Raw genomic sequence first — 1544 nt, 5'->3', positions numbered from 1 at the left:
CCAAAAACACAGCCGCCATAGCGCACCGCTCCCCATAAAAAGTTCAGTTACACAAAAAAGCCGCGCGAGGCGCGGCTTTTTCGAGGGCCATTGGTAGCGCTTGATCAGGCAGCCAGTATGGCAGTTTTCACCTTCTTCATGGCGTTCTTCTCCAACTGACGGATGCGCTCGGCGGATACGCCGTACTCATCGGCCAGCTCGTGCAGGGTGGCCTTGCTTTCGCTCAGCCAGCGCCGCTGCAGAATCGCCCGGCTTCGATCGTCCAGGGTTTCCAGCGCCTTTTCCAGGTTATTGACGCTGTTTTCCTCCCAGTTGGCGTCTTCCAACTGGGTGGCGGGATCGTACCGCTTGTCTTCGAGGTAGTGGACCGGGGCCACGTAATGGCTGTCATCATCGTCTTCTTCACCGGCATCGAAGGCCGCATCGTAAGAGGAAAGACGTCCTTCCATCTCACGCACGTGCTTGACATCAACGCCCAGATCCTCGGCCACCGCTTCGGCTTCATCGTTGTTCAGCCACGCCAGGCGCTTTTTGGCACCGCGCAGGTTGAAGAACAGCTTGCGCTGGGCCTTGGTGGTAGCCACTTTCACAATGCGCCAATTGCGCAGAATGAACTCGTGAATCTCCGCCTTGATCCAGTGCACCGCAAAGGACACCAGACGCACGCCCTTCTCCGGGTTGAACCGCTTGACCGCCTTCATCAAGCCAACGTTGCCCTCCTGGATCAGATCCCCCAGGGGCAGGCCGTAACCGTTGTAAGAACGAGCGATGTGTACCACAAAGCGCAGGTGCGACATCACCAAGTGACGCGCCGCCTCGAGGTTGCCGTTGTAATACAGGTCCTCCGCCAGCTTCTGCTCCTCTTCCGCGGCCAAAACCGGGAAGGCGCTGACAGCCTGAACGTAGGCATTTAAGTTTCCACCGGGAGACAGTACCCCGGCCGGCATCAGGCTAGTGCTCATTCACTTACCTCCTGAGAATTTTTGGACATTGAGTGTAGCACTGCAGGGTTAGACTGCCAAGCCCTGAAAAGTTCCCTTGCCTTAGCATAAAAACCTTATGAATCAGTGAGTTAAGTTAAAAATAGAGATTGGGGTGACGGTGGATGCGGGTTTTGCCGCTGCGCTCGGACCCTGCGGTTGACGGCGGATGCGCTTCGCTTATCCGCCCTACGGCCGAGCGCAGCGGTATAAATCCACGTAGGGCGGATAAGTGCGTAAGCACGCATCCGCCGCCACCACGCTATGACACTGAATACGTCAACGCGGCTCTATCTGGATCAAATGCCGCGCCACCGCCAACCAGGCCCCCACCAACCCGAGCAGGCCGGACAGCAGCACCAATTGCAGGCTCTGGGTCAGGTCCAGCCCCCGAAGGCGAAAGTCACTCTGATACAGATCCGCCAACCGGGCCACGGGCCCGGACAGCCACCACAGGCCCAACGCCAACAACCCCAGCGCCAGAACGCCGCCTCCAAGTCCGTACCAGAAGCCGGTGTAAAGAAAGGGGCGACGCACAAACGCATCGGTGCCGCCCACCAGCTT

The 1544-nt window shown here is 58.5% G+C and carries 1 protein-coding gene and 1 pseudogene; both read right to left on the bottom strand.

Annotation, left to right across the window (positions count from 1 at the left end; all coding sequences use genetic code 11):
- Nucleotides 1-104: 104 nt before the first annotated feature.
- Nucleotides 105-962 (bottom strand): RNA polymerase sigma factor RpoH, encoded by an 858-nt coding sequence (rpoH, locus tag B3187_RS09745; protein WP_286806091.1) that lies wholly within the window; start codon nt 960-962, stop codon nt 105-107.
- A gap of 297 nt (nt 963-1259) precedes the next feature.
- A pseudogene (locus B3187_RS09740) lies at nt 1260-1544 on the bottom strand (cell division protein); the annotation flags it as partial.

The sequence above is a fragment of the Marinimicrobium sp. UBA4209 genome (assembly GCF_002381585.1).
Classification (GTDB): domain Bacteria; phylum Pseudomonadota; class Gammaproteobacteria; order Pseudomonadales; family Cellvibrionaceae; genus Marinimicrobium; species Marinimicrobium koreense.
This window is presented reverse-complemented; position numbering and strand designations above follow the sequence as displayed.

Bases quoted from the DNA above. Each gene is read 5' to 3' on its own strand.
- rpoH (WP_286806091.1), bottom strand. From the start codon at position 962: ATGAGCACTAGCCTGATGCCGGCCGGGGTACTGTCTCCCGGTGGAAAC.